We start from the raw sequence: 495 nt of genomic DNA, 5'->3' as shown, positions 1-495 counted from the left end.
TTTGCCTTCAAACGCTCAACATCCGCTTCGATATCGTCGCTGCGGAAACAAAGGTGGTGAATGCCACCGCCTTTCTTTTCCAAGTATTTCTGCACAGGGCCTTCACCGTTAAGTGGGTGAATCAATTCAATACTGGTTTTCTCAACGTCTAAAAACGCAGCACTGGTTTTTGCTTCAGGTACATCTTCCTGGCCTTTAAGGTTCAAGCCGAAGTCTTCCGCAAAGCGCTCTATGGCTTTCTGTAAATCTGGCACTGCTATCGCAATGTGGTCTAAGCCTGTAATCATTGTTTATTCTCCTAAATATTCGCCAAAAACTCAGTGCAAGCTTTGGTTTGTCTGTCTTTTATCTGCTCGTCTGTTTCAATAACGATTTCTTCATCAGGAACAATTTTGAACAGTGGCTGACCCTTCTTAATAATGGTGCCATCGTCTTCAAGCAGCACTTTAGCAATGGTGCCAGAGAACGGCGCAGCTATTTTATTGAACATCTTCA

Annotated in this window: 2 protein-coding genes; both read right to left on the bottom strand. The window is 43.6% G+C overall.

Annotated features, from left to right (window positions below):
- Nucleotides 1-287 (bottom strand): VOC family protein (locus A3735_RS03195; protein WP_068637581.1); only part of this gene is annotated, 287 nt, incomplete at its 3' end.
- Between the two features lie 11 nt (nt 288-298).
- The coding region (locus A3735_RS03190; RefSeq protein ID WP_156499364.1) for an HlyD family efflux transporter periplasmic adaptor subunit at nt 299-495 on the bottom strand (197 nt) is incomplete at its 5' end.

The organism is Oleiphilus sp. HI0061, from assembly GCF_001635675.1.
This window is presented reverse-complemented; position numbering and strand designations above follow the sequence as displayed.